The sequence below is a fragment of the Mycolicibacterium madagascariense genome (assembly GCF_010729665.1).
Lineage (GTDB): Bacteria > Actinomycetota > Actinomycetes > Mycobacteriales > Mycobacteriaceae > Mycobacterium > Mycobacterium madagascariense.
The window spans coordinates 4,389,337-4,410,925 of sequence record NZ_AP022610.1; the positions used below are offsets into that span (position 1 = coordinate 4,389,337).

Annotated in this window: 17 protein-coding genes; 5 read left to right on the forward strand and 12 right to left on the reverse strand. The window is 70.7% G+C overall.

What is annotated here, in order from left to right:
- Positions 1–70: 70 nt before the first annotated feature.
- Both fadD6 and G6N60_RS20685 read right to left on the reverse strand, forming a co-directional pair.
- A complete protein-coding gene (gene fadD6 / locus G6N60_RS20680) occupies positions 71–1,882 on the reverse strand; it encodes a long-chain-acyl-CoA synthetase FadD6 (RefSeq protein WP_163740766.1) in 1,812 nt (603 codons plus the stop codon).
- A 13-nt stretch (positions 1,883–1,895) separates the two neighbouring features.
- Positions 1,896–2,489 (reverse strand): cytokinin riboside 5'-monophosphate phosphoribohydrolase, encoded by a 594-nt coding sequence (locus G6N60_RS20685; protein WP_246240881.1) that lies wholly within the window; start codon positions 2,487–2,489, stop codon positions 1,896–1,898.
- Between the two features lie 72 nt (positions 2,490–2,561).
- Here G6N60_RS20685 and G6N60_RS20690 point away from each other — a divergent pair, with 72 nt between their 5' ends.
- Positions 2,562–3,815 (forward strand): tetratricopeptide repeat protein, encoded by a 1,254-nt coding sequence (locus G6N60_RS20690; protein WP_163740770.1) that lies wholly within the window; start codon positions 2,562–2,564, stop codon positions 3,813–3,815.
- 85 nt (positions 3,816–3,900) lie between these two features.
- Positions 3,901–4,662 carry an ESX-1 secretion-associated protein gene (locus G6N60_RS28935; protein ID WP_163740772.1) on the forward strand — a complete coding sequence of 254 codons (762 nt, stop codon included), beginning with the start codon at positions 3,901–3,903 and terminating at the stop codon, positions 4,660–4,662.
- A 19-nt stretch (positions 4,663–4,681) separates the two neighbouring features.
- On the opposite strand, the gene dapE is transcribed toward G6N60_RS28935, so the two are convergent.
- Positions 4,682–5,782, reverse strand: coding sequence for a succinyl-diaminopimelate desuccinylase (gene dapE / locus G6N60_RS20700; protein WP_163740774.1), 1,101 nt, complete (start codon positions 5,780–5,782; stop codon positions 4,682–4,684).
- A 24-nt stretch (positions 5,783–5,806) separates the two neighbouring features.
- Here dapE and dapD point away from each other — a divergent pair, with 24 nt between their 5' ends.
- Positions 5,807–6,763: a 2,3,4,5-tetrahydropyridine-2,6-dicarboxylate N-succinyltransferase gene (gene dapD, locus G6N60_RS20705; protein WP_163740776.1), complete on the forward strand. Its 957-nt coding sequence runs from the start codon at positions 5,807–5,809 to the stop codon at positions 6,761–6,763.
- Between the two features lie 4 nt (positions 6,764–6,767).
- Here dapD and G6N60_RS20710 read toward each other — a convergent pair whose 3' ends face one another.
- On the reverse strand, positions 6,768–8,021 hold the full coding sequence (locus G6N60_RS20710; RefSeq protein ID WP_163740778.1) for a glycoside hydrolase family 27 protein: 1,254 nt from the start codon (positions 8,019–8,021) through the stop codon (positions 6,768–6,770).
- A gap of 171 nt (positions 8,022–8,192) precedes the next feature.
- Entirely contained in the window at positions 8,193–9,593 is a 1,401-nt protein-coding gene (locus G6N60_RS20715) for an acyl-CoA synthetase (RefSeq protein WP_163740780.1), read from the reverse strand.
- A gap of 39 nt (positions 9,594–9,632) precedes the next feature.
- Here G6N60_RS20715 and G6N60_RS20720 point away from each other — a divergent pair, with 39 nt between their 5' ends.
- A complete protein-coding gene (locus G6N60_RS20720) occupies positions 9,633–10,220 on the forward strand; it encodes an NUDIX domain-containing protein (RefSeq protein ID WP_163740782.1) in 588 nt (195 codons plus the stop codon).
- On the opposite strand, the gene G6N60_RS20725 is transcribed toward G6N60_RS20720, so the two are convergent.
- The 5 genes from G6N60_RS20725 to pruA all read right to left on the reverse strand — a co-directional run bounded on the left by G6N60_RS20725 (position 10,164) and on the right by pruA (position 18,381).
- The gene (locus G6N60_RS20725; RefSeq protein ID WP_163740784.1) at positions 10,164–11,114 is read right to left on the reverse strand and encodes a hypothetical protein; all 951 of its coding nucleotides are present in this window, start codon (positions 11,112–11,114) and stop codon (positions 10,164–10,166) included. The genes G6N60_RS20720 and G6N60_RS20725 overlap by 57 nt on opposite strands.
- Entirely contained in the window at positions 11,102–12,520 is a 1,419-nt protein-coding gene (locus G6N60_RS20730) for a glucose-6-phosphate dehydrogenase (RefSeq protein ID WP_163740786.1), read from the reverse strand. The genes G6N60_RS20725 and G6N60_RS20730 overlap by 13 nt, the downstream gene beginning before the upstream one ends.
- Before the next feature lie 414 nt (positions 12,521–12,934).
- Positions 12,935–15,661, reverse strand: a complete 2,727-nt coding sequence (locus G6N60_RS20735) for an MGH1-like glycoside hydrolase domain-containing protein (protein ID WP_197746957.1) — start codon at positions 15,659–15,661, stop codon at positions 12,935–12,937.
- 123 nt (positions 15,662–15,784) lie between these two features.
- On the reverse strand, positions 15,785–16,741 hold the full coding sequence (locus G6N60_RS20740) for a proline dehydrogenase family protein (protein WP_163740788.1): 957 nt from the start codon (positions 16,739–16,741) through the stop codon (positions 15,785–15,787).
- Positions 16,738–18,381: an L-glutamate gamma-semialdehyde dehydrogenase gene (pruA, locus tag G6N60_RS20745; RefSeq protein ID WP_163740790.1), complete on the reverse strand. Its 1,644-nt coding sequence runs from the start codon at positions 18,379–18,381 to the stop codon at positions 16,738–16,740. The genes G6N60_RS20740 and pruA overlap by 4 nt, the downstream gene beginning before the upstream one ends.
- A 136-nt stretch (positions 18,382–18,517) precedes the next feature.
- On the opposite strand from pruA, the gene G6N60_RS20750 reads away from it, so the two are divergent.
- A complete protein-coding gene (locus G6N60_RS20750; RefSeq protein ID WP_276028376.1) occupies positions 18,518–20,035 on the forward strand; it encodes a PucR family transcriptional regulator in 1,518 nt (505 codons plus the stop codon).
- A gap of 21 nt (positions 20,036–20,056) precedes the next feature.
- On the opposite strand, the gene dapC is transcribed toward G6N60_RS20750, so the two are convergent.
- A complete protein-coding gene (gene dapC / locus G6N60_RS20755) occupies positions 20,057–21,148 on the reverse strand; it encodes a succinyldiaminopimelate transaminase (protein WP_163744292.1) in 1,092 nt (363 codons plus the stop codon).
- A 15-nt stretch (positions 21,149–21,163) separates the two neighbouring features.
- The gene (gene fdxA / locus G6N60_RS20760; protein ID WP_163740795.1) at positions 21,164–21,487 is read right to left on the reverse strand and encodes a ferredoxin; all 324 of its coding nucleotides are present in this window, start codon (positions 21,485–21,487) and stop codon (positions 21,164–21,166) included.
- Between the last annotated feature and the right edge of the window lie 102 nt (positions 21,488–21,589).

Sequence of the window (21,589 nt, forward strand, 5' to 3'; positions counted from 1 at the left end):
GCCGCGGCGCGATTCGTGTCGTCGTGGTCGCGGTCGGCGCTCCTAGAACGACACGAATCCACGCGATTCGTCAGGACTTGGGACGCTTGCCGTCGGCCACCTCGGCCGGGTACTCGTCGTAGAACTCGACGTAGCCCTCGTCGCGGCCTGCCAGCACGTAGATCGGATCGTCGATCTGGCCGGCGTCCTCGTCACCCTCGCCGGTGTTGCCGCCGTAACCCTCCTTGCGGAGGTCGACCTTCTGGCTCTTGAACGTCGAGGTGTGCGCCAGCTCGGTGACGATCCTGACGAACAGCGGCACCGCGTACCCGGGCAGGTGCTCGAACGCGGCCTTGGCCAGCGCCTTGCCGTCGAACTTCGCGTCGTCCTTGAGCTGGATGGCGGCCATGCCGGCCTTGCCACCCGCACCCTCGACCTCGACGCCGAACACCGTGGACTCCTCCACCTGCGGGTCGGTGGACAGGGCGGCCTCGACCTCCGTGGTGGCGACGTTCTCGCCCTTCCACCGGAAGGTGTCGCCGAGACGGTCGGTGAACGCGGCGTGCCCGAAGCCCTGCGACCGCATCAGATCACCGGTGTTGAACCAGACGTCGCCGTCCTTGAACGCGTCGCGCACCAACTTCTTCTCGGTGGCGTCCTTGTCGGTGTACCCATCGAAGGGCTGAAAACTGCTGACTTTGCTCAGCAACAGGCCCGGCTGGCCGTTCTTGACCTTGCGCACGCGGCCGTCCTCGCCGCGCTTGGGTCCGCCGCTCTCGTCGTCGTATTCGACGAACGCGATCGGCGACGGGCAGATGCCCGTCGTCTTGTCGACGTTGAAGACGTTGAGGAAGGCGGTGTTTCCCTCGCTGGCGGCATAGAACTCGCACACCCGTGAGATGCCGAACCGCTTGGTGAACTCGTCCCAGATCGCCGGCCGCAGACCGTTTCCCGCGATGACGCGGACGTGGTGCCGGCGATCGGTGTCCTTCTTCGGCTGGTTCAACAGATAGGCGCAGATCTCGCCGATGTACACGAACGCCGTCGCTTCGTAGCGGATGACGTCGTCCCAGAACTTCGACGCTGAGAACGACTTGCCAAGGGCCAGAGTCGATCCCGAGTTCAGCACCGAGGACAGCGCGACCGTGAGCGCGTTGTTGTGGTAGAGCGGAAGGCAGCAGTACAGGGTGTCGTCGGTCGTCAACCGCATGCCGAGCCCGCCGAAGCCGGCCAGCGCCCGCAGCCATCGGTAGTGGGTCATGACGCTGGCCTTCGGCATCCCCGTGGTTCCCGAGGTGAAGATGTAGAACGCCTTGTCCTTGGCCAGGACGGCCGCGGTGGTCGCGGGGTTGGTCGCGGGCGCGGAGGCCGCCGCCTGGATCAGCTCGTCGAGGGTCATGAGCCCGTCGACGTCGGTCTCGCATTCGGTGATGGGCTCGATGAAGTCGGTCTCGGCGACGACGGCCTTGGCGCCGAGCAACCCGAGACTGTGTGCGAGCACCTTGCCGCGCTGGTGGTAGTTCAGCATCCCGGCGACGGCGCCGCACTTGACGACCGCGAGCATCAGCAGCACCGAGTGCGGGGAGTTGCGCAGCATGACGCCGACGACGTCGCCGTGTCCGACCCCGCGGGACGCGAGCACCGCGGCGTAGCGGTTGACCGTCTCGTTGGCCTCGCGGTAGGTCAGTTCCTCGTCACCGAACCGGATGAACGGCTTGTCGCCGTAGCGGGCGGCCCGCTCCTGAAACACCTTGCCGATCGAGGTCTTCGCCGTCGGCCGGGCCAGGAATCCGGTGACCACGCCGCGCGCGATGATGGGGGCGTCCTTCAACAGACCGGGCAATCGCGGGACGATGTCCAGAACGCCAACGCTGCTGCGGGTACCAGATTTCTCGTCGCTCACGGGCCAACCCTATCTAGGTGTGTTCGCCATCATTACTCGGTGCGCACGCGGCCAACGCCGCTTCCACCTCGGAGACCACGATCAGCCGGTCCATCGCGCCCGCACCGACGTAGCCAGTACCCACCAAACTCCGCAGCCATGCCAGCAGGCCGTCGTAGTGCCCGAACGGGTCGAGCATGACGAGCGGCTTGTCGTGCATGCCGAGGTAGCCCGCCGTCCACGCCTCGAAGAACTCCTCGAGCGTGCCGATGCCGCCGGGCAGGACGACGAAGGCGTCGGCCCTGTCCTCCATCACCTGTTTGCGCTCGCGCATGGTGTCGGTGACGAAGAGTTCGTCCGCGTCGACGTCGGCGAGCTCGCGGTGCACCAGCGACTTGGGGATGACGCCGATGGTGTGGCCGCTGTGGGATCGCGCGCCGTTGGCCACCGCACCCATCGCCGACACGTTGCCGCCGCCGGAGACCAAGGTCCACCCGCGGTCGGCGATCGCCTCACCGACGTCGGTCGCCAGCTGCAGCAGGTCCCGGTGCGTCGGGCCGGACGCGCAGTACACGCACACTGCCCACGGGCCGCGCGGTACGGAATCCTCTGGCGGTTCGGCGGGCACCCGTGCAAGGTACCCGGCGAGGGTCGGGCCCATTCGCCGGTGGCCGTGCGCCGGTCGACCTACACTGCGGCGGTGCCGGACGGACCGCAGGGATGCGCCGCCGCCGAGGCGGCCCTCGGTCGCGGCGATCTCGGCGCCGCCGAGGAGTTGGGCCGTGCGGCGCTGCGCGACGGGGAGTCCCTGGCGGCCCGGCTGATCGTGGCGCAGGCGTTGGCGTGGCAGGGCCGCGGTCGCGACGCCGACGCCGTGCTGGCCGAGGTGGACGAAACGGCGCTCGACGAATCCGACCTGATTGCGTGGGCCCTCCCGCGGGCGGCCAATCAGTTCTGGATGCTGGACCAACCCGAGCGCGCCACCGCCTTCCTGCGGACCGTCCGCCGGCGCGTGTCGTCGGACGGGCCGGGCGCGACGCTCGACGCCCTGCTCGGGACGTTCACGATGAACGCGGGCAGCCCCGAACGCGCGATCGAGATCTCGCGAGGGGTGCTGTCGTCGCCGGACGCCGACCAGCAGGCCATCGGGTGGGCGGCGGCCGCGGCGGCTCTGTGCCACGCGCGGATGGGCACGTTCGCCGGCGTCGACGAGTTGGCGGCCAGGGCCAGCGCCGCCGGACACCCCGGTCTGCTGCGCTTCACCAGCGCCTTCGGCCAGACCACTGCCCTGGTGATGTCGGGCCGGCTCGACCGGGCGCAGGCGCTGGCCGAGGAGTTGGCCGACGCGAGCCGTTCGTCACCGCCCGCCCACGCGATCGGTCAGCTCCTGGTCGCCGAGGTGATGATCGCCCGCGGCGACCCGGCCGGTGCGGCGGCGCTGCTGGAGCCCGCCGCCAATGTGCTTGCGCCGACCGGATATTCGTGGGGTCCGCTGGCGTGGATGCTGCTGGCGCAGGCGCTCGGGCAGGCCGGCCTGGTCGCCGACGCGGGGCGCACGCTGGCCCGCGCCGAGTCGCGGCACGGCCTCAAGTCGATGCTGTTCGCACCCGAGCTGTGTCTGGCCCGCGGGTGGGCGGCGGCCGCGCGCGGTGACGGCCCCGAGTCGGTCGGCGCCGCCCACGAGGCCGCCAGGGCCGCCGAGCGCGGAGGACAGGCGGCGGTGGCGTTGCGGGCATTGGTCGACGCGGTGCGCTTCGGGGACACCCGCGCGGTCGACGCCATCGAGCGGTCGACCGTCGACTGCGCCGTCTCCCCGTTGGCGGTCGACTACGCGCGGGCCCTGGCCGCCGGCGACGCCGACGCGCTCGACGCCGCCGCGGAGGCGTTCGACGGCATCGGCATGCACGGCGTGGCCGCGGACGCCGCGAGGCAGGCCGGCGCCGCGCGGCGCTGAGCCCGCACGCGAATTGCCGTCCGGGCCTTGCCTTCACCGGTCATAGGATCGACGCAGTGCCCAGCCCCGACCGACGGAGATCACCGTGAACGAACCCCTCCACGTCGACCCCCGCGGCGTGCGGTCCCTGTCCGAGGTCCACGAACGGGTGGCGGGCGCCATGTCTCAGCTGGCGGGATCGACGCCCGACGTCGGCGCCCTCGAGCGGGCCTACGGAACGATCTCGGCGGCCTTCGTCGCCGCCATGGGCGAGGCGCTGCCGGAGCGTGAGAAGTCGCTACGGGCCACCGGGGCCTCCTCCAGGGACATCGGGGACATGCTGCGCGAGGCCGCCCGCAGGTACGAGCAGGGCGATCGGCAGGGCGCCGAGAACCTCGGGGCGGCGGCGGGCGGTGCCCCACCCGAGCCGGCGGGCCAGGCGGCGCAGGCGGCTCAGGCCGCGCAGGCGGCTCAGGCGGCGCAAGTGGGTCAACAGGTCGGCCAGCAGGTCGGCCAGATCGTCCAGGGTGTCGCGCAGTCGGTGCAGGGCCTCGCGCAGGGGCTCAGCCAACTCCCCGCGCAGATCATGCAGGGCGTGCAGGGCACGCTGCAGTCGACCGCCGAGCACCAGGGGTCCGGTTCGACGCGAAAGACGGTGCACCGCAAAGAGTTCGAGGTCGACCGGGATGACGACGACGAGGACCGCGCCCGCGACGAACCCCGGGAGCACGATACGCGCGACGACCGGCGACGTGCGCCGTCGGTCCATGGCGAGGGTGCCCACCCGGGCAGCGGTGGCGACGGGAGGGCCCCGGTGCCGCCACCTCCCGTCGCACGGCCGCAACCCGCGCAGACGCGTCCGCAGTAGGGCGGTCCCGACCGCGGGGTCAGTCGACCAGGTAGGAGCGCAGCATGTCGGTGACCGCGGTGATCTGGGCGACGTCGACCCGCTCGTCGACCCGGTGCGCCATGTTCGGATCCCCGGGGCCGTAGTTGACGGCGGGAATCCCCAACGCGGCGAAACGCGCGACGTCGGTCCAGCCGTACTTCGCCCGCACCTGACCCCCCGCGGCCCGAACCAGTGCCGCGGCAGCGGGTTTCGCCAATCCGGGGAGAGCGCCGGGGGCGGCGTCGGTGCGTTCGACGTCGACGTCGAGCCCGTCGAGCACCTCGTGCACGTGCGCGGTCGCCTCGTCGACGCTGCGGTCGGGCGCGAAGCGGAAGTTCACCGTCACCGACGCGGCGTCGGGAATGACGTTGCCCGCGATGCCGCCCTCGATGCGCACGGCGGACAACCCCTCGCGATAGGTGCAGCCGTCGATGTCGACGCTGCGGGGCCGGTACGCCGACAGCCGGTCCAGGACGGCGCCGAGTTTGTGAATCGCGTTGTCGCCCAACCAGGATCGGGCCGAGTGGGCACGGGTGCCCGACGTCCGGACGACGAGCCGGATGGTGCCCTGACAGCCCGCCTCGATGAAGCCGCCGGACGGCTCGCCGAGGATGGCGACGTCGGCCTGCAGCCAGTCGGGCAGCTCGCGCTCGATGCGCCCGAGGCCGTTGGCGCTGGACTCGATCTCCTCGCAGTCGTACATCACCAGCGTGACGTCGTGCGACGGTGCGGGGACGGTCGCGACCAGGTGCAGGAACACCGCGTCCCCCGCCTTCATGTCCGACGTCCCGCAGCCCCACAGCTGTCCGTCGACCAGCCGGCTCGGCACGTTGTCGGCGGCGGGCACGGTGTCGACGTGACCGGCCAGCAGCACGCGCGAGGGCCTGCCGAGGTTCGTGCGGGCCAGCACGGCGTTGCCGCTGCGGACGACCTCGTAGGCCGGGGCCTGGGCGCGCAGTGCAGCCTCGATCTCGTCGGTGATCCGCTGCTCGTGGCGGGATTCGCTGGGGATGTCCACCAGGACGGCGGTCAGCTCGATCGGATCGGCCCGCAGGTCGAGCGCCGTGTCGCGGACGCGAGGAGCCGGGGAGGAAGCCACGGTCCTGACGTTAGTCTGGGCGGCGTGACTTCCGCATCAGGCGTCGGCGTGGCCACCATCTCAGCCGACGGAACAGTTCTCGACACGTGGTTTCCCGAGCCGGAGCTCGGCGGCGACGCGGATGACGTCGGCCCCGCAGGCACGAACCGGCTCTCGGTGGCCGAGGTCACCGAGGAACTCGGCGCCCTGACCGGACGCGACGACGAACGCGACGTCGACACCGTCATCGTGCGCACGACGATCGCCTCGCTCGACGACAAGCCAGCCGACGCCTTCGACGCCTATCTGCGCCTGCACCTGCTGTCGCACCGCCTGATCGCACCCCACGGCGCCAACATGGACGGCGTGTTCGGCGTGCTGGCCAACGTCGTGTGGACCAACTATGGGCCGTGTGCCGTCGAGGGCTTCGAGCTCGTGCGGGCACGGCTGCGCCGACGCGGACCCGTCACGGTGTACGGCGTCGACAAGTTCCCGCGGATGGTCGACTACGTCGTCCCGACCGGCGTGCGGATCGCCGACGCGGACAGGGTGCGCCTCGGCGCGCACCTGGCGGCGGGCACGACCGTCATGCACGAGGGCTTCGTGAACTTCAACGCCGGGACGCTGGGCACCTCCATGGTCGAGGGCCGGATCTCGGCGGGCGTCGTGGTCGGCGACGGTTCCGACGTCGGCGGCGGTGCGTCGATCATGGGCACGCTGTCGGGCGGCGGCAAGGAGATCATCTCGATCGGCAAGCGCTGCCTGCTTGGCGCCAATGCCGGGGTCGGCATCTCCCTCGGTGACGACTGCGTCGTCGAAGCGGGTCTCTACGTGACCGGTGGCACGAAGGTCACCACGGCCGACGGTCAGACCGTCAAGGCGCGGGAGCTCTCGGGCGCGAACAACCTTCTGTTCCGCCGCAATTCGGTGTCCGGTGCGGTCGAGGTCGTCGCGCGCGACGGCAGCGGCATCACTCTCAACGAGGCGCTGCACGCCAACTGAAGGCCTACGGGCAGCGCGACACCGTCATCATGGCGACGCCGTGGGCGGGCACCGTCCGTCCGATTCCGCCGGTCGTCCTGGCGTCGGTGTGCGCCCACAGATCGCGCACGGTGAAGCAGTCGCTGCCCGTGAGTCCGACCGCGTGCGCGTCGGTGCGGATGTCGACCGGCGTCGCGCCGGTGTTGAACAGCGCCACCGCGACCGACCCGTTGGCCAGCGGCTTGACGATGACCCGCGCGTCGTCGAGCAGCGGCAGGCCCTGCAGCACCAGCGGATCCTGGTCGACGGCGATGACCTCGCGGTTCGTCAGGATGTCGCGGGTCTGCTCGCTCATCGTCCGCACGTCGTTGCCGGCCAGCAGGGGCGCGGCCAGCATCGCCCACAGCGAGAAGTGCGCACGTTGTTCGACGTCGGTCAGATCGGGTCGCTGCGCCCCCAGTGACATCGTGGGGTGACGCTGGACGAACTCCGTCCAGCCGACGCCGACGACCAGCATGTCGGGGTCGTTGACGTGCCTCGGGCCGTCGTGCGGGGCGACCGGCCCGGCGGCGTCGAAGGCCTGGCTCACCCCCGCCACGCCCTCCGACCACAGCCCCTCGTCGCCCCATGCCGGCACCAGGTCCATCGCGTCGCGACTGACGTCGGCGAGGTGCGACCAGTCGTATTCCTCGCCCGCCTCGGGGTCACCGGAACTGTTGGGGTTGATGCTGTAGACGATGTGACGTCCGGTGGCGCGCAACGCATCTCGCATCGCCGCGAAGTACTTCACCTGTTCGGTGTGGCCGCCGTCGAGCCGACACCAGTCGTACTTCAGATAGTCGACGCCCCAGTTGGCGAACGTGCGCGCGTCGGCCTGCTCGTGGCCGGCGCCGCCGATGCGGGGGTCTTGACCGCAGCCCTGATTGAACGGGCTGTGGTAGATGCCGAGCAGCATGCCGTGGTCGTGGGCGTAGGCGGCGACGGGCGCAATGCCGTGCGGGAACCGCTGCGGATCGGCGCGCAGGTTGCCGTCCGCGTCGCGGGTCGGGGCCGCCCATCCGGCGTCGAGGTTCACGTACCGATAGCCGGCGGCGCGCATCCCCGAGGCCACCATGGCGTCGATGGTCTCCTCGACGGTCTGCTCGGTGAGCGGGATGCCGGAGTTCCACGAATTCCAGCCCATCGGGGGCGTCTGCAGGGGGTGGACGGTGTCGCGGACCGGGGCGCCGCACGCCGCCAGCAGGCCGACGCAGATCGCCAAGCCAGCCAGTCTGCGCACGCGGTCATCCTGACACCGGTGTCTGTGAGTTGGCGGTAAGGCGTCCACGAATCTGCGGGCCGCGCGACGTTCCCCCGGTGGCAACCCACACGGGGTCGGCCTTCGGGGAGCCACCACCGCCGTCCTGGTGGTGAGCGCCGGGGGCGCGAGGGCCCGCGCCGCACCGCGACGTCAGGTGGCCAGTTCCCGCTTCATGACCTTGCCCATGGCGTTGCGGGGCAGGGCGTCCACGATGCGCACCTCGCGCGGGCGCTTGTGCGCCGAAAGCTGCTGTGCCACATGGTCGATGAGCTCCTGGGGCGATCCAGAGCCCACGACGAACGCCACGATCCGCTGGCCGAGGTCGGTGTCGGGGACTCCGACCACCGCGACCTCGTCGACACCGGGGTGCCCCAGCAGCACGGTCTCGATCTCCCCCGCCCCGATCCGGTATCCGCCGGACTTGATCAGGTCGACCGATTCGCGACCGACGATGCGATGCATGCCGTCGCCGTCGATCACCGCGACGTCGCCGGTGCGGTACCACCCGTCGGCGCCGAGGACCTCGGCGGTGGCGTCGGGCCGATTCAGGTAGCCGTCGAACAGCATGGGACCCTGAACCTCAAGGCGCCCAATGGTTTCCCCGTCGTGTGGGACCGCCGCGCCGTCGTCGTCGGTCAACCGGGTCCGCACGCCGTCGAGCGGAAGGCCGACCCAGCCGGGACGTCGTTCGCCGTCGACGAGCGTGCTGAGCGTGATGAGGGATTCGGTGCTTCCGTACCGCTCCACGGGCGCGTGACCGGTGAGCCGGACCAGCTCGTCGAACACCGGCACCGGAAGCGCGGCGCTGCCCGAGACCAGCAGCCGCGCCGAGGACAGCGCCAGGGCCGCGTCCACGTCACCGGCGACGCGCGACCACACCGTCGGGACGCCGAAGTACAGCGACCCGGCCGCCTCGGCGTACGCGGCGGGCGTCGGCTTTCCGGTGTGCACGAAGCGATTTCCGATCCGCAGTGACCCCAGCAGCCCGAGGATCAACCCGTGGACGTGGAACAGCGGAAGGCCGTGCACCAGCGTGTCGTCGGGCGTCCATGCCCACGCGGCGGCGAGCGCGTCGACGTCGGCCGCGATCGCGCGCCTGCTGATGAGCACGCCCTTGGGTGGGCCGGTCGTGCCGGAGGTGTACATCACCAGGGCCGTCGCATCCGGTGACGGCTCGGCATAGCGGTGCCACGACCGGGCGTGCAGCCGCACCGGCACGTGCGGCAGGCCCTCGGGCTCGGCGGGCACCTCGCCCAGCCAGGCCCGCGCGCCGGAGTCGGTCAGGATGTGACGGCGTTCGGCCGCCCCGACGTCGGCGGGCACCGGGACCACCGGGACGCCCGCGATGAGGCAGCCGGTGATCGCGAGCACCGTGGCCGCCGTGGGGGTGGCGAGCACCGCCACCCGGCCTGCGCCCGCAATGCGCTCGGCCACCGCGGTGGCCGCACCGACGAGATCGCTTCGGCTCAGCGTCGCACCGTCGATGCGCACCGCGTCCGCGACGTCGTGCCCGCCGGCGACGATCGACGGGTTCAGAGAGGCCAGCAGCACGTGAGCGAGGCTACCCGCGCGACCGGCGACAATGAACGGATGGACCCCGTCGCGCGCGTCGCCACCCGCATCGTCTACCGCAACGCCTGGATGACCGTCCGCGAGGACGACGTCAGGCGCCAGGACGGCAGTGCGGGGATCTACGGCGTCGTCGACAAGCCGACCTACGCCCTGGTGATCGCGCACGACGGCGAGCGCTACCACCTCGTCGAGCAGTTTCGCTATCCAATTGGCTTGCGCCGCTGGGAGTTTCCGCAGGGTACCGCGCCGGACACCCTGGACGGCCAGGAGCCGACGCCCGTCGAGCTGGCGGCCAGGGAGCTGCGGGAGGAGACCGGGCTGCGGGCCGAGTCGCTGGTCGTTCTCGGCCAGCTCGACGTCGCGCCGGGCATGACCAGTCAGCGGGGCTGGGCGTTCCTGGCGACCGGGCTCACCGCGGGCGACCACGAGCGCGAACTCGAGGAGCAGGACATGCGCAGCGACTGGTTCACCGGCGCGCAGATCGAACGGATGATCCGCGACGGAACCATCACCGATGCGCAGACCATCGCGGCGTGGACGCTGCTGCGGCTAGCGGCGCCCCAGCGACGCGAGACGACGGGCGATGGGGCGCATGACCTTTCGTGAGTTGAAGTAGCCGATGTGCGACACCGGCGTGCGCCCGAGCATGGGCGGTCCCACGTGGACGGCGTGGTCGGCGTCGACCGCGCGGCGATACTGGGCGTTCAGATCCCGCAGCGGATAGGCGATGATGTCGTCCGGATCGTAGAAGTTGACCCATTCCGCCGCGCGCTCGGCGCCCGCGTTCGCGGTGCGGCCGGGTAGCGAGATCGGCGCGTCGAACGAGGGATACCGGACCATCCAGAGCGCGATCGGACTGCCCAGCGTATAGAACCACGTGAGGGTCTCCCCCCGTTCGAGCGCACTCGACGACGAGGACCGGCTCGCGTGCTGCAGGTCGTAGAAGTGGTCGGAGGCGATGACGGTGCCCAGGCTGTGGGAGATGACGCACAGCGGTGCGTCGGGCGCCCGCTCGGCCAGCTTCGCCAGGGCGTCGTCGACGCGGGCGTGGATCGCGTCGTAGTTGACGTTGCTGCCCTCCGCGGTCTGATAGGCGATGACGTCGCCGAGGAAGTACGTCACGGCCCACCGTAGCGTCGCCCAGTGCGCCTTGGGCAAACCCGGCACCCGGCCGAGCACACCGGAGACGACCAGCGGGACCATGGCCAGGTAGGACCCGTTGTCGATGCGGTGGACGAGGCCGTCGAGCCAGCGGACCCACCGCGTGAAACCGTCGCCGAAGGACCGCTCGACGATGGTGTTCAGGCCCCGCGCGACGACGGGGATCCAGTAGGCGGCCTCGATGACGAGATCGTCGGGGTCGGCGCCCGGCACCTTGGCGTATTCGTCGCGCAGCAACGCCATCGCATTCTGCGCGTAGTGCGGGTCCTCGATCTCCACCCCGTGGATGAAGAGGACGGCGATCTTGGTCGACACGGCGGCGCCTCTCAGTTCAGCCACGGCTGGTGCCATGGCGGCAAGTCACCGAGCAGATCGTCGGCCGCGGCCGGCCCCCAGGAGCCGGGGTCGTACTCCTGCACGGGCGGCGGATCGGTGAGCAACGGCTGCAGAATGCGCCAGGTCTCCTCGATCGCGTCTTCGCGACCGAACAGCCGGTGGTCGCCGCCGAGCGCCGCCAGGAACAGCCGCTCGTAGGGTTCCATGGGTTCGCCGAGTTCGGTGCCGAACACGGTCTGCAGGGGGATGGTCCGCCACGTCTCGTCCTCGTCGCGGGCGATGAGCTGCATGCGGAAACCGGGGTTCGGGTCGATGCGCAGCACGATCTGGTTGGGCTCGACCTGCGCGGGCGTGGGCAGGAAGCTCAGCCGCGGCGTGCTGCGCAGGATCAGCCTGACCTCGGTGACGCGTTCGGTCAGCGACTTGCCGGCCCGGAGGAAGATGGGCACCCCCGACCACCGCCAGTTGTCGATCTCGAGCTCCAGGGCGACGAACGTCTCGGTGGTGGAATCGGCTGCCACACCGTCGATGTCGCGATATCCGCGGTACTGGCCGCGTACGCAGTGGGCGGGATTCGCCGCCGGCATGGCGCGCAGGACCTCGGCCTTCTTGTCGCGCAGCTCGCTGCCGCTGGCGCTGGCCGGGGGCTCCATGGCGACCAGCGCGAGCACCTGCATCAGGTGGTTCTGCACGACGTCGCGCAGGGCCCCGACGCCGTCGTAGAACCGTCCGCGGTCCTCGACGCCGAAGTTCTCGGCCATCGTGATCTGGATGCAGGACACGCTCTGGCGGTCCCACACCTGGGCGATGGCGACGTTGGCGAACCGCAGGTACTCCAGCTCGATGACGGGTTCCTTGCCGAGGAAGTGGTCGACCCGCAGGATCTGGTCCTCGCGCAGGTGCCGGTGCAGGCGGGCGTTGAGTTCGCGGGCCGACGCGAGGTCGTGCCCGAACGGCTTCTCCACCGCGACGCGCGCGGCGTCGAGCAGCGACGCCTCGCCGAGCTGGTCGACGATGGGCCCGAACAGCGCGGGCGGCACCTCGAGGTAGAACAGCGGCCGGTGGTAGGGCCGCAGTGCGGCGGTCAGCGCCTCGTAGACGGGCGCGTCGGTGACGTTGCCGGACAGGTACGTCAGCCGGCCGGCAAGCCGCTGGAACACCGCGTCGTCCATGGCCTCGCCCGACGCGGTGATCGCCTGGCGGGCCCGGTCGACGAGTTGGTCGACGGTGATGTCGTCGCCGGCCACGCCCACGATGGGGCAGTGCAGCTCACCGCGCCGCTCCAACCGGTACAGCGCCCGGAAGGTCATCTTCTTCGCCAGGTCGCCGGTGATGCCGAAGATGACCAGCACGTCGCTGTCCTGCTCCTGCTGCGCGCCGCCCGCCGCGACGTCCACACCCTGCGACATGGTCCTACCTCCATTGCTGGGTCGGATGACACCGGTGCACAACATACGCCGGGACGGCCGTGGTCCCCGCCCACTCTCACAGCGACCTGGCTGCAAGCGGGAGGGCGCGCCATAGGATTCCAGACGTGACGATGTCGTGTCCGAAACGAGACCGCGGTCGTTCAAGGTGTGCAGGGTGATCGGTTGCGGTGACCGGTCGCCGTGGGGCCCGCCCGCGCTGGCCCGACGTCAGACGATCCGTGGGTAGGAGTGAGACGCCTTGTACACCAATCGAACCTGGGACACGCGAGTCGTACGGCTCGCCTCGCTACTCCTGCACCCGCGGCGCAGCCGCGAGTTCCCGGCCCGCCAGGAACGCCTGGTGACCGCTCAGGAACTGGCCCGCCTGGGCTTGTAGGTCACGGGGCCGGTAGGTCACGACGTCGGCTTGCGCGTGACGTCGGCGATGACCTGGCCGAGGGTCGCCAGGGTGCCGTGCCGCCGCCGGATGACGTCGGCGACGAGTGCGGTCCAGCCCGTCTGGTGACTTGCCCCCAGGCCCTTGCCGTCATCCCCGTCGTAGTACTCGTGGAACAGCACCCCGTCGCGCCAGCGCGGGTCGTTCTGCAGCTTCTCGACCTGCCCGTAGCAGGGTCGGCGACCGTTCCCGTCGACGAGGAAGAGGCCGACCAGACGCTGCCACAGGTCGGCGGCGACGACGTCGAGGGACGCGGACGATCCCGAGCCGGTGGGGTATTCGACCTCGAGGTCCGCACCGAAGAACTCGTGGTACCGCTCGAGCGCCCGCGCGATCAGGTAGTTCAGCGGAAACCACACGGGCCCACGCCAATTGGAGTTGCCGCCGAACATCGCCGTCGTCGACTCGGCGGGCTCGTAGTCGATGCCGGCCCGCACCCCCGCGATCACGATCGAGTAGGGGTGGTCGCGGTGGTACCGCGACAGCGAGCGCAAGCCGTTGGGAGAGAGGAACTCCTGCGGGTCGAACAACTTCGCGCAGGCGCGTCGGACCCGGTCGCTACTGGTGACGCCGATCAGCGTCTGCCCCCGTCCGGCCCGAGCGTGCAGGATGCCGCCTGCCGCAAGGCCGCCATCGCGTCGGTCCTGTTGTCGGCGAAGGTAATCGGCGAACCGCTTGTTGGTGACCAGCGTGCGGTCCAGAGCCTCGTCGTCGACGACGGCGACCGCGAGCAGCGGGATCACCGCGGCGATCGAACGCACCCGCAGGGGGACGGCGCTCCCGTCGGGCATCACCACGCGGTCGTAGAACAGCCCGTCCTGCTCGTCCCACACCCCCACCGTGTCGAGGGCTTCGGCGATGCCTGCGAAGTGCTCCAGGAACTTCTGCACGAGGTCGATCGCCGGCCGGTGCCCCGAGAGGTCCAGGATCGTCGCGATCATCGCCATCCACAGCGCATAGGTCGCCATCCATCCGGTGGCGTCGGACTGCTCCAGGACGCCGTCGATGGGCAGGTGCGAACGGTTCAGCGGGCCGATGTTGTCCAGCCCCATGAAGCCGCCCTCGAAGACGTTCGAGCCGTCGACGTCCTCGCGGTTCACCCACCACGTGAAGTTGACGAGCAGCTTGTCGAAGATGCGGCTGAGGAAGTCTATGTCGCGGCCCCCGTCGATCGCGAAGATCTCCAGGGCGGCCCACGCCTGGACGGGCGGGTTGACGTCGCCGAAGTCCCACTCGTAGGCGGGCAGTGCGCCGTTGGGATGCTGGAACCACTCCCGGCACAGCAGACTGAGCTGGTACTTGGCGAACGCGGGGTCGACGTGGGTGAGCGCGACGCACTGGAAGGCCAGATCCCACGCCGCGAACCACGGGTACTCCCACGTGTCGGGCATCGACATGACGTCGAGGGCTTGGAAGGTGCGCCACTTGCCGTTTCGGATGTCCTTGCGATTCGGTGGTGGTGGCGGCTGAGCGGGATCCCCGTCGAGCCAGCGCGCGACGTCGTAGTAGTAGAACTGCTTGCACCAGAGCAGTCCCGCGAACGCCTGCCGCATCACCGCGGCCTCGTCGGGCGAGGCGGCGGCCGGGGTCAGGCCGGCGTAGAACTCGTCGGCCTCAGCCCTTCTCGTCTCGATCACGCGGGTGAAGTCGTCGGCGAGCGCGCTCGACGGCTCGGGCTCGGCGCCCGTCGGGCGCAACCGCAGCCGCAACCGCGCGGTCTCCCCCGGCGCCACGGTCAGCCGGTACCACGCCGCACACTTGGTGCCCCGCCGGGCCGGGTTGACGGTGTCGGCGCCTGTGACGACGTGATCGTTGATCCCGTCCTTGGGCCACGACGACGTCGGCGGTGCGCCGAAGAGGCGTGCGACGTTGGTCTCGTTGTCACAGAACAGCAGAGTGGGTTCGGCACCGAGATGATTTGTGCTGCAGAGTAATTCGAGCGGCCCGAGGAAGGGGTGCGTCAACCCGACCGTCGCGTCGGACGTGGCGACGAGTTCCTCGGGGGGCCCGCTCAGGTCGTCCCAGGCCCAGGTGTTGCGCCACCACAGCGTCGGCAGCACGTGGAGGACGTCGGCGTCGGGTCCGACGTTCGTCACCTCGATCGTCATCAGGACGTCGGTCGGCCCGCCCTTGGCGTAGGCGACGTCGACGACCCAGTACCTGTCGTCGTCGAAGATGCCGGTGTCGAGCAGTTCGTACTCGGGATCGAGCCGGCTGCGGTTGCGGTTCTCCTCGATCAGGTCCTCGTACGGAAACGCCTGCTGCGGATAGTGATAGCGCCAGGTGTTCCAGGCGTGGCTGGGCACCGCGTCGCGGAACCACCAGTACTCCTTGACGTCCTCGCCGTGGTTGCCCTCGTGGCCGGTCAGGCCAAATGCCCGTTCCTTGAGGATCGGATCGCGTCCGTTCCACAGCGCCAGGGCCAGGCACAGCCGCTGCTCGACGTCGCACCAGCCGGCCAGTCCGTCCTCACCCCAGCGGTAGGCGCGTGACCGCGCGTGGTCGTGCGGCAGGTAGTTCCAGGCGTCGCCGTCGGCGCTGTAGTCCTCGCGGACCGTGCCCCACTGGCGTTCGCTGAGGTAAGGGCCCCAGAGATACCAGTCGCTGGCTCGCCGCAGCCCGAGGTCGAGCCTGCCGAACCCGTCGATGCGCTGCCGTTCTGCACCATGGCCGCTGACCGCCATGCACACCTCCTGCGGGACGCGGCCAGCCTAGTGCTCGCACAACTCGCCCGCTGAGACTGCGGGGAGATCGCGATTCGACCCCGATTCGCGATCTCCCCGCAGCCTCAGCGGGGGTGGGCGTGCTCAGTGCCGGCGCTCGGCCAACGCGCGCAGGAAGAAGGTCAGGTTGGCGGGCCGCTCGGCGATGCGGCGCACGAAGTACCCGTACCACTGGGTGCCGAAGGGCACGTACACCCGGACGTGGTTGCCCCCGTCGGCGAGCCTGCGCTGCTCCCCATCGCGGATGCCGTAGAGCATCTGGTACTCGAAATCGTCGACGCTCCTGCGGTGTTCGGCCGCCATGGCGGGGACGGCCGCGATGACGGCCGGATCGTGCGAGGCGACCATCGGGTAGCCGTCGCCTGCCATCAGCACGCGCAGGCAGCGCAGGTAGGACGCGGTGACCTCGTCGGCGTCGCGGTAGGCCACCGAGGCGGGCTCGTCATAGGCGCCCTTGCACAGGCGGATTCGCGCTCCCGCGAGGTCCGCGCAGTCACCCTCGGTGCGCTTGAGGTAGGCCTGCAGAACCGTGCCCAGCCACGGGAAGTCGACCCGCAGGTCGGTCACGATCGACAGCGTCGAGTCGGTGGTCGTGTGGTCCTCGGCGTCGATCGTCACCCACGCGCCGAGGTCGCGGGCGTGCGAGCAGATGGCGTGGGCGTTCTCGGTGGCGATCTTGTCGCCGTCGCGCGGCAGCGCCTGGCCGAGTGCCGACAACTTCAGCGACACCTCCAGCGGTCGGGGACCATCGCCGCGCTCGCCCCGTTCACCGAGCGCGTCGAGGAGGCCGCGGTAGGCCCGCACGGTGGACTCGGCCGCCTCGGCGTCGCCGACGTCCTCGCCGAGGTAGTCGATCGAGACGTAGCGCCGCGAATCACGAAGGGCCGCAACGGACGTCAGCGCGTCCTCGACGGTCTCCCCAGGCACGAAGCGGTGGACCACCTCGCGGGTGACGGGCAGTCGCTCGGCCGTGCGGCGCAGGCCGTCGGACCGTGCGGCGGCCAGGATGGTCGGCCGGGCGAACCGCTGGAACATGCTCATGACGTTCCCTCCATGTGGGGATACTCGTGGTGGACGGGCGGGACGAACGTCTCCTTGATGGACCGAGCCGACGTCCACCGCAGCAGGTTCATCGGCGAGCCCGCCTTGTCGTTGGTCCCCGACGCGCGCGAGCCGCCGAAGGGCTGCTGCCCGACCACGGCGCCGGTGGGCTTGTCGTTGACGTAGAAGTTGCCCGCGGCGTGGCGCAACCGGTCGGCGGCGGTCTGCACCGCGGCGCGGTCGTCGGCGATGACGGCGCCGGTCAGTGCGTACGTCGACCCCGCGTCGATCACGTCGAGCACGTCGTCGTAGCGGTCGTCGTCATAAACGTGCAGCGCCAGGATCGGACCGAAGTACTCCTCGCGGAAGGCCTCGTCGGCCGGGTCGTCGGACAGCAGCACGGTCGGACGCACGAAATACCCTTCCGCATCGTCGTATTCACCGCCGACGGCGACCGTCACCCCCGGCGCGCCCTTGGCGCGTTCGATGGCCGCGACGTTCTTGGCGAAGGCGCGGTCGTCGATGAGCGCCCCGCCGAACTGGGTCAGGTCCGCGACGTCGCCGTAGGCGAGTTCGGCGGTGGCGCCGAGGAAGTCGTCGCCCATCTGCTGCCACACCGACCGCGGCACGAAGGCCCGCGAGGCCGCCGAGCACTTCTGGCCCTGATAGTCGAACGCGCCGCGAATCAAGGCGGTGCGCAACACGTCTGGCCGCGCCGAGGCATGTGCGACGACGAAGTCCTTGCCGCCGGTCTCGCCGACGAGCCGGGGGTAGGTGTGATAGCGCTCGATGTTCGTGCCGACCTCGCGCCACAGGTGCTGGAACGTGGCGGTCGAGCCGGTGAAGTGGATGCCCGCCAGCCGCGGGTCGGTCAGCGCGACGTCGGACACCGCGTACCCGTCGCCCGTGACGAGGTTGATCACCCCGGGCGGCAGTCCCGCCGCCTCGAGCAGCTGCATGGTCAGATAGGCCGAGAGCGATTGCGTCACAGAGGGTTTCCACACGACGGTGTTGCCCATCAGCGCGGGGGCGGTCGGCAGGTTGCCCGCGATGGCGGTGAAGTTGAACGGGGTGATGGCGTAGACGAAGCCCTCCAGCGGGCGGTAATCGGTGCGGTTCCACACCCCGCGCGTGCTCGTCGGCTGCTGCGCCATCAGCTGCCGGGCGAAGGCGACGTTGAACCGCCAGAAGTCGGCGAGCTCGCAGGACGAGTCGATCTCGGCCTGGTACACCGTCTTCGACTGCCCGAGCATGGTGGCCGCGGCGAGCCGGTTCCGCCACGGCCCGGTGAGCAGATCGGCGGCCCGCAGGAAGACCGCGGCGCGCTCGTCGAAGGGCAGTGCGGCCCAGGCGTGCTTCGCGTCGAGCGCGGCGTCCACGGCGGCCGTCGCCTCGGCGTGGCCCGCGTTGGTCAGCGTGCCGAGCACCGCGCGGTGGCGATGCGGCTGCACGACGTCGATGCGCGCGCCGTCACCCATCACGTGCCGACCCGCGATGACGTGGGGCAGGTCGATCGGGTCGGCGGCGTCGAGCGCTGCGACCGCCGCGACCAGGCCGGCGCGCTCGGGACTGCCGGGGGCGTAGTCGCGCACGGGCTCGTTGCTGGGGGGCGGCACGTCGGTGATCGCGGCGAAGGTCATGTGATCAGGGTCTCTCCTGCGACCCGCGCATCCGTTGGCCGATCGGACAGACATCAGCCCCTCCTCCCGTAGGATCGGCCAAGTGACCGCGGCCGGCGTCGGACTCGGCCAGCTGCTCCTCGCGCTCGACGCGACGATGGTGACGCTGGTGGAGGCGCCGCGCGGCCTCGACCTCCCCGTCGCGTCGGCCGCGCTCATCGACGCCGACGACGTCCGGCTCGGGCTGTCGCTCGCAACCGGTGCCGCGGACGTGTTCTTCCTGCTCGGGGTCGACGACGGTGACGTGCTGGGGTGGCTGGCGCAGCAGGCCAGGGCCCCGGCCGCGATCTTCCTCAAGGAGCCGTCGGACGCGGTGGTGATGCGGGCGGTCGCCGCGGGCACGGCCGTCGTCGCCGTCGAACCGCGGGCGCGCTGGGAGCGGCTGTACCGCCTCGTCGACCACGTCTTCGAACACCACGGCGATCGGGAGGACCCGCTCTACGATTCGAGCACCGACCTGTTCGGGCTGGCCCAGTCGATCGCCGACCGCACGCACGCCCTGGTGAGCATCGAGGACGTCCAGTCGCACGTGCTGGCGTACTCCGCCTCCAACGACGGGGCCGACGAGTTGCGGCGGCTGTCGATCCTGGGTCGCGCCGGACCGCCGGAACACCTCGCCTGGATCGGGCGGGCAGGCATCTTCGACGCACTGCGCGTCACCGGCGACGTGGTGCGCATCGACGCCAGGCCCGAACTCGGTCTGCGCCCGCGCCGCGCGGTCGGCATTCACCACGCCGTCGCCGATCGTCGGCGCGGACCCGCGTTCGCGGGCACCATCTGGCTGCAGGAGGGGGCCCGACCGCTGGCCGAGGATGCCGACGACGTCCTGCGCGGCGCGGCGGTGCTGGCCGCGCGCATCATCTCGCGCCTGGCCGCGGCGCCGTCCACCCACGCGATGCGGGTGCAGGAGGTGCTCGGCCTGCGCGACGCCGATCGCACCGCGGTGGCGAACGCCGCACGCGAACTCGGCATCGAGACCGACGGCCACGTCGCCGTCGTCGGCTTCGACGGTGCGGACGCCTCGGTGCGGCTGGCCGAGGTACTTGCGTTGAGCGCCAGTGCCTTTCGGTCCGACGCCCAGGTGGCGGCCAATGCGTCGCGCGTCTACGTCCTGCTCCCCGACACCGGTCGACCCGCCGCGGTGACGTCATGGATCCGCGGCACGATCGCCGCGCTGCGATCCGAGCTGGGGCTGACGTTGCGGGCCGTGATCGCCACGCCCCCAACGGGTCTCGCGGGCGTGGCGGCCGCGCGGGCAGAGGTCGACCGGGTGCTCGACAGCGCCAAGCGCCGCCCCGGCGCCATCGGTCAGGTGACGTCGCTGGCCGAGTCCCGCACGACGGTGGTGCTCGACGAGATCGTCACGATGATCGGCGCCGACGACCGACTCGTCGACCCGCGGGTGCGCGAGCTGCGCGAGGGCGATCCCGTCCTGGCCGACACCCTGCGGGCCTACCTGGACAGCTTCGGCGAGGTGGGCGCGGCGGCCCAGTGGTTGCACGTACACCCCAACACGGTGCGCTACCGCGTGCGCCGGATCGAGGAGATCCTGGGCACCTCGCTCGCGGATCCCGATGTGAGACTGGTGCTTTCGCTGAGCCTGCGCGCCCTGTAGCTCGTGTCAGGCCGCAGCTTGTCAGATGAGGCGGGCGGCCGCCGCGTCGATCCGCTCGTCGGTGGCCGTCAGCGCCATCCGCACGTGCCTGGCACCGCGTGGGCCGTAGAACTCGCCGGGCGCGACCAGGATGCCGAGCTGCGCCAGCGAGGCGACGGTGTCGCGGCAGGGCTCGTCGCGCGTCGCCCACAGGTACAGGCCCGCCTCGGAGTGGTCGACGGTGAAGCCCGCGGCGAGCACCGCCGCCAGCAGCACCTCGCGGCGGCGGGCGTATCGCTCCCGCTGCACCTTCTCGTGCGCGTCGTCGTCGAGGGCGGCCACCATGGCGGCCTGGATCGGCGTCGGCACCATCATCCCCGCGTGCTTGCGCACGGCGAGCAACTCGGCCACCACGGCGGGATCGCCCGCGACGAAGCCCGCCCGGTAGCCGGCCAGCGACGAGGTCTTCGACAGCGAGTGGATCGCGAGCAGACCGGTGTGGTCGCCCTCGCACACCGAGGGGTGCAGCACCGAGACCGGCGACGCGTCGGGGTCCCAACCCAGCCCCAGGTAGCACTCGTCGGAGGCGACGAGCGCCCCCCGCTCACGGGCCCACGCGACGACCTTGCGCAGGTGGTCCACGCCGAGCACCGCGCCCGTCGGGTTGCTGGGGGAATTGACGAAGACGAGTCGCGGGGACCGTGGACCCAGCTGCGTCAGCGAATCGGCGGCGACGACCTCGGCACCGGCCAGCCGCGCGCCGACGTCGTAGGTCGGGTACGCCAGTTCGGGGACGACGACGAGGTCGTCACGGCCGAGGTTGAGCAGCGTCGGCAACCAGGCGATGGCCTCCTTGGTCCCGATGACCGGCAGCACGGCGGCCTCGGCGACGTCGGTGATGCCGTAGCGCCGCTGCAGCGCGGTCACCGCCGCTGCCCGCAGCGCGGGGGTGCCCGCCGTGGTCGGGTAGCCGGGTGCCGAACTGGCCGCCGCGAGCGCATCGCGGATGACCGGGGCTACCGGGTCGACCGGCGTCCCGACGGACAGGTCGACGATGCCGTCGGGGTGGGCCCTGGACGCGGCCGTCGCGTCGGCGAGGGTGTCCCAGGGGAAGACCGGCAGCGCCGCCGACAGTGGCCCGGCCGTTGGTCAGTCCTCGCCCTGGGGGGCCATGTCCTTGATGGCCTGCGGATCGTTGTCGGTCTGGCCGACCTTCGACGCGCCGCCGGGCGAGCCGAGCTCAGCGAAGAAGTCCGCGTTGTGCTGGGTGTAGCCGCTCCACTGATCCGGGACGTCATCCTCGTAGTAGATGGCCTCCACCGGGCAGACCGGCTCGCACGCACCGCAGTCCACGCACTCGTCGGGGTGGATGTACAGCATGCGTGCGCCCTCGTAGATGCAGTCGACGGGGCACTCCTCGATGCATGCCTTGTCCTTCACGTCGACACAGGGTTCGGCAATGGTGTACGTCACTGATGTCTCTCCTGTCCAGTGGGCTGCCGGTCGGTGGGGACCTGGGTCGGACCCCTGCGAAGCCGAAGCAAGTATGCGTTGCCGATACCTGCACGCCTGTCT

Excerpts from the sequence above, each read along its gene's own strand:
- G6N60_RS20750 (WP_276028376.1), top strand. The coding sequence starts at position 18,518 with ATGGTGACGCTGGTGGAGGCGCCGCGCGGCCTCGACCTCCCCGTCGCG.
- G6N60_RS20740 (WP_163740788.1), bottom strand. The coding sequence starts at position 16,741 with ATGAGCATGTTCCAGCGGTTCGCCCGGCCGACCATCCTGGCCGCCGCA.
- G6N60_RS20735 (WP_197746957.1), bottom strand. The coding sequence starts at position 15,661 with ATGGCGGTCAGCGGCCATGGTGCAGAACGGCAGCGCATCGACGGGTTC.
- pruA (WP_163740790.1), bottom strand. The coding sequence starts at position 18,381 with ATGACCTTCGCCGCGATCACCGACGTGCCGCCCCCCAGCAACGAGCCC.
- G6N60_RS20730 (WP_163740786.1), bottom strand. The coding sequence starts at position 12,520 with ATGTCGCAGGGTGTGGACGTCGCGGCGGGCGGCGCGCAGCAGGAGCAG.
- G6N60_RS20720 (WP_163740782.1), top strand. The coding sequence starts at position 9,633 with ATGGACCCCGTCGCGCGCGTCGCCACCCGCATCGTCTACCGCAACGCC.